5 protein-coding genes are annotated in these 5,155 nt (G+C 69.2%); 3 read left to right on the top strand and 2 right to left on the bottom strand.

Annotated elements, in window-relative coordinates:
- The first annotated feature begins 489 nt into the window (after positions 1-489).
- The 3 genes from ABZW30_RS46470 to ABZW30_RS46460 all read left to right on the top strand — a co-directional run bounded on the left by ABZW30_RS46470 (position 490) and on the right by ABZW30_RS46460 (position 3,758).
- Complete coding sequence (locus ABZW30_RS46470) at positions 490-2,481, top strand: RICIN domain-containing protein (protein WP_355677402.1); 1,992 nt, start codon at positions 490-492, stop codon at positions 2,479-2,481.
- A 243-nt stretch (positions 2,482-2,724) separates the two neighbouring features.
- Complete coding sequence (locus ABZW30_RS46465; RefSeq protein ID WP_355677401.1) at positions 2,725-3,321, top strand: winged helix-turn-helix domain-containing protein; 597 nt, start codon at positions 2,725-2,727, stop codon at positions 3,319-3,321.
- Positions 3,237-3,758 (top strand): transposase, encoded by a 522-nt coding sequence (locus ABZW30_RS46460; RefSeq protein ID WP_355677403.1) that lies wholly within the window; start codon positions 3,237-3,239, stop codon positions 3,756-3,758. The genes ABZW30_RS46465 and ABZW30_RS46460 overlap by 85 nt, the downstream gene beginning before the upstream one ends.
- A 15-nt stretch (positions 3,759-3,773) precedes the next feature.
- On the opposite strand, the gene ABZW30_RS46455 is transcribed toward ABZW30_RS46460, so the two are convergent.
- Both ABZW30_RS46455 and ABZW30_RS46450 read right to left on the bottom strand, forming a co-directional pair.
- On the bottom strand, positions 3,774-4,688 hold the full coding sequence (locus ABZW30_RS46455; RefSeq protein ID WP_355677400.1) for a phosphotransferase: 915 nt from the start codon (positions 4,686-4,688) through the stop codon (positions 3,774-3,776).
- Between the two features lie 152 nt (positions 4,689-4,840).
- A partial coding sequence (locus tag ABZW30_RS46450) for an integrase core domain-containing protein (protein WP_355677399.1) occupies positions 4,841-5,155 on the bottom strand: 315 nt, incomplete at its 5' end.

The raw sequence follows: 5,155 nt of genomic DNA, 5'->3' as shown, positions 1-5,155 counted from the left end.
GTGCGATGCCAAGTCGCATGCCCGGTTCGGGAAGCGGCTCCGGGGAAACGGACCGGTCGAAAGACCGAAACCGCGCCCCGGGCCGACTTCACCACGGGTGGTCGGGTGGTCTGCCGTCAGTCTCTGAGGCGCCGGCGGAGGGCCGCTTGGCGGGCCTCATTGCTGGCTCGGGTATTGAGGGTGGCTGCGGCGCGCTGACGGGCGGCCAGGGCGTCGATGCGGGCCTCTCGGGTCTCGCGCCGCACTGGGATTAGACGGCGGAGCATCAGGATCCTTGAGTACCTTTCATCCTCACCGAGTCACGTGATCGCAGATCGGGCACTAATGGACCATGCCGAAGCCCATAGCCGGCACCGGCCTGACCCTCGAGGCCCCAACGTCACTCTGACAAGCCGAAGTCAATAGTCAGTGCGTTGACGGATAACCTGTGGTGCTGCCGGGCCCGTCCCGGCCAGGTGCCCCACGGCACCGTAGTCTTGAGGGGGACATATGCGTTTTACCGGCCGGGTCTCCGGCGTCCTATCGACCGCCCTACTGGCAGCGGGACTCGTGGCCGCCCCGCAGGCCAACGCGGCGCCCGCCGCGCCGTGTTCAGGCGGCCGAATACTGAACGTGGTCGCCCACCACGACGACGACCTGCTCTTCCTTACCCCGGACCTGATCAACGATCTGGCGAACCCCGACGTCTGCGTGCGGACCCTGTTCATGGTCGGCTCGTACTACAGCCGGGACCGTGTCGCGCCGCATCCGACGGACGCCGACAAGTACGCGTACATGGAAAGCCGAGAGGTCGGCGACCGCAAGGCATACCAGGCGGCCGCCGACATCCCCGGCGACTGGCAGCACGCGCCCTACTCAGCGGCCGGGGTGCAGGCGACCACGTGGTCACTCGGTAACCGGGTGTCGACGGTCGAGCTGCGGGTACCGGACGCCAGTGCGTCCAACGACGCCGGCACGATGTTCAAGGGCCAGCTGTGGGCGCTGTACGCGGACAACCAGGAGGCCTGGCCCATACCGGGGGCGGACGCGCCGGTGCAGCAGCGACTGAGCCGGGAGCAGGTCCTCGCCTTCATCCAGGGTGTCATCGACGACTACCAGCCGACCGTGATCAACACCGAGGACCCGTCTGCGGACCACCAGAAGAGCTCCATGGACGGGAACTTCCACCCCGACCACGTCGCAACGACCAGATTGCTGGTCGATGCCCTCAACCGTCGCGGTGGGGCGTGGCCGCGCATCACCTACTACCGGGACTATCTGGCCCGGGAGTCGGCCCCCAACCTGGACGGGGCGACACAGGCCCGCAAACAGCAGATCTTCGAGACCTACTGCCCGTACGACGACGAGATCTACCGCAGCAACTCCTGCCAACCGGACTACATCGACTGGTACCCGCGCCAGTACTACGCCGACTCGCCGTGGCGCGGCTACTACGTGTGGCCCATGTCCTACGGCTTCGAGGACCCGAAGCTCGACCAGCGCTATCGCGTCGTGAACCGCTCCACCGGCCTCTATCTCGACGTCTCCGGCTCCTCGGTCGCCGACCAGGCATCCCTGCTCGCCCTCCCCCCCACCGGAAACCCCAACCAGGCCTTCACATTCAAGGCCGCCCTGGGCGGCTGGAACCTGCGCCCTGTGCACAGCAACCAATGCCTGGACGTGACCGGGTCGAGCACCACCGCCGGCACCCCCCTGATCCAGTTCCACTGCACCGCCGTCACCATCAACCCCGCCGACGTGGCACAGATGTTCAGTCCCAACCAGGCCTTCCGCATCCGCGGCGACCACACCAACGGCTACACCATCACCAACGCCAATTCCGGACTCGCCCTCGCCTCCCCCGCCCAGGCCGGGGGAGCGGTCACCCAGGCACCCACCACCGGCGCCCCCGACCAGCTGTGGGACCTCGTCCCGGAGCAGGCGCAGCCCCGTCCGGGCAGCCGGCTGTTCGCGGTCGACGGTAACAACAAGATCGTGACCACCGACACTCGCCCCGACGGCACCTGGACCCCCTTCGACGCCGTCCCCGGAGTCAACGCCGTCAAGCAGGTCACCTCAGTCACCGTCAACGGCACGATCCGGGTGTTCGCGATCGGCACGGACAACCAGATCTGGACCGCCGACAAGAAGCCCGACGGCACCTGGACCACCTTCACCGCCATCCCCAGCAACGGCATCCAGAACATCACCGCCACCACCACGGCCACCGGCGTACGACTGTTCGCGGTCGACGGTAACAACAAGATCGTGACCACCGACACTCGCCCCGACGGCACCTGGACCCCCTTCGACGCCGTCCCCGGAGTCAACGCCGTCAAGCAGGTCACCTCAGTCACCGTCAACGGCACGATCCGGGTGTTCGCGATCGGCACGGACAACCAGATCTGGACCGCCGACAAGAAGCCCGACGGCACCTGGACCACCTTCACCGCCATCCCCAGCAACGGCATCCAGAACATCACCGCCACCACCACGAGCTGACCTGTAGCCTCACCCGTACCCGAAGGGACCGGCGCTTGTCTCAAGGCGCCGGTCCCTTCTCATCCGAGGGGGACCCTATGAGCGACGTGGCTGCCCCGCCTCGGTCGTGGCCACCCCGCGAGGGGTCTGTACGGTCTTCGGCTCTGTCCCGTATCCGGTGGTAACTACTGATATCAGCTCTTTGGGGTGATGGATCTGCCGTTTCACAGACGGACGGTCATCTGTCGCGATAGATCGTCTGGCATGCGATATGCGGATGGGGGCGGGCTGACGGCGAAGGCACGTCAGCGCCGTGAGGCCGTGCGGCTGGAGGCGGCCGCGCTGTTCGGCGATGGGATCAAGCCTCCGGAGGTCGCCCGGCAGTTGCGGGTGAGCTGCAAGTCGGCCTACCAGTGGCACCAGGCCTGGCAGCAGGGCGGGGCGACGGCGTTGGGCTCGCGCGGGCCGCACGGGCAGCGGTGCAAGCTGTCCGTTCGGTGCCAGGAGAAGCTGGCCGCGTACCTCGACCAGGGGCCGGCCGCCCACGGCTGGGACGAGGACCAGGTGTGGACCGGTGCGCGGGTGGCCACGCTGATCGGCCGGAAGTTCCACGTCTCCTACAGCGTCTCGGGTGCCACCCGGCTGATGCGCCGTCTCGGCTTCACCCCGCAGGTCCCCGCGCGGCGTGCCGCCGAACGCGACGAACAGGCCGTGGCCGCTTGGAAGGAGGCGACCTGGGCGGAGGTAAAAGAGCCCGGGCGGACTGCGACGGCTGGATCTGCTTCGAGGACGAAGCAGGGTTCACCCGCAGGCCGCCGAAGGGACGCACCTGGGGACGCCGCGGCATCACCCCGGTCGTGAAGGTCTCCGGCAGCCGCTCCGGACGGGTCTCCGTCGCCGGCCTGATCGCGATGCGGCCGGGCTCCCGGACAAGGCTCTGCCACCGGCTGCGGCGCCACACGGGCCGCAAAGGCGAGCGCCGCAGCCTGTCCGAGCGCGACTACATCGGCCTGGTCGACGGCCTCCACCAACTGGTCAAGGCGCCGGTCGTCCTGGTCTGGGACCGCCTGAACACCCACGTCTCCCACGCGATGCGCGAGCTGATCGCCGAGCGAGAGTGGCTCACAGTGTTCCTGCTGCCGGGATACGCGCCCGAGCTGAACCCCGTCGAGGGACTCTGGGCCCACGTCAAACGCAGCCTTGCCAACCTCCACTCGGTCGCCCTCGATCGCCTGGAAGCACTCGTCCGCAACCGGCTCAAACGCCTGCAATATCGCGCCAAGACCCTCGACGGCTAGCTGGTGCCGGCCGGGTCAGGCGGGCGGAAGCAGGAACTCGTGCAGGGACCGCCGCACCTTGTCCAGGGACTCCTCGAGTTCCCCGGAATCGTCGTGGCGCAGGGACCAGGTGACGCCCCGCAGTTCGCGCCGGACTGCGGCGAGCCTGGTCTCCCCGTGGAGGACCTCGTAGTCACAGGAGTTCCGGGCCGCGTAGGCCCTCACCATCTCCTCGGCGACGTCGCGGCCCAGATACCAGACGCCGCACAGATCGACCGCCCGCGGGCCGACCCTCGCCTCGTCCCAGTCCAGGACGCCGGACAGCCTCCCGGCGGCGCGCAGGAGGTTGCCGGGCCAGAGGTCGCCGTGGACCGGCACGAGCTCGGCGCCGGCGAGCCACCACCGATAGGCCGTGGCCCAGCGTTCGAACACCTGCCGCTCGCGACCGGCCAGCCGGTCCGCGGCGGCCGCGGCCGTCCCGGCGTCGAGGGCGTCGAGGGCGTGGACCGTCCGGCCGGCCCCGTGCGCCCCGAGGACACCCAGCAGCGGTTCGTCGCCGCATTCGTGCAGCACCGAGACGAAAGCGGTCAGGTCACCGGTGAACGCCTCACGGTCCGCGCGGGCGACGTCGTCGTCCACGACAGCGCCCGGCAGCCTCCTGAGCAGCACGGCGCCGAAGGGCAGCCGCGGCACGGCCGGAAGCGTTCCGAGCACCTCGGGGACGGCCAGCGGCAGCGGCGGCAGCCGCCGCAGCACCTCGGCGGTGTGCCTGCTCCGGTCCCCGGCCTCGGGCGTGCGCGGCACCCTGACGAGGACGTCGGCGCCGACCCGGAGCACGACGTTCGAGAAGCCCCAGCCGACGGTCTCGACCGGATCCCCACTCCACGGGAACGGCAGGTCCTCCAGGCTCGATGCGACGGCTTCGCGCGTCGCTTCAGGATCGAGGGGCATGAGCAGTCCTTCGCTGTTCGACGGTATCGGCATAGGCCGAAAGGTCCGGGAAGCTTCCGAGATACCGGGGTCCGCCCGACACGGGCGCCACGCCCCGGCCGCTTCGGACGTGGACGCCCCAGCAGCCCGCCTGAAGGGTGTCAAAAATCCGATCAGGCCGCTGAACTGGGGGTTTCCTGCGGGCTGCGAGGTGACTGGATCGGGGCGCCGTGGTACTCGTTGAGGAGTCCGCCGAGTACTCGACGGCGCCGAATGGCTGCGGTAGGCAGCGGGATGATGTCGGGTTCGTCGTCTGGGGCCCGCAGCTCCAGACTGCGGTGGGCGCGGCCGGTGTTGTCGTACTCGGTGTACTCGGCGAGGACGGCTCGCAGATGCCGTTCGCCGGTGATGAGCAGTCGGTCGGTGCATTCGGCGCGCACGGTGCGTATCCACCGCTCCGCGAAGGCGTTCGAGCGCGGGCTCTGCGG

Origin of the sequence: Kitasatospora sp. NPDC004669 (assembly GCF_040609455.1) — a bacterium.
Taxonomy (GTDB): domain Bacteria; phylum Actinomycetota; class Actinomycetes; order Streptomycetales; family Streptomycetaceae; genus Kitasatospora.
Note: the sequence above shows the minus strand (reverse complement) of the source record. Positions and strands in the feature narration are given on the sequence as shown.

Bases quoted from the DNA above. Each gene is read 5' to 3' on its own strand.
- ABZW30_RS46465 (WP_355677401.1), top strand. From the start codon at position 2,725: ATGCGATATGCGGATGGGGGCGGGCTGACGGCGAAGGCACGTCAGCGC.
- ABZW30_RS46455 (WP_355677400.1), bottom strand. From the start codon at position 4,688: ATGCCCCTCGATCCTGAAGCGACGCGCGAAGCCGTCGCATCGAGCCTG.
- ABZW30_RS46470 (WP_355677402.1), top strand. From the start codon at position 490: ATGCGTTTTACCGGCCGGGTCTCCGGCGTCCTATCGACCGCCCTACTG.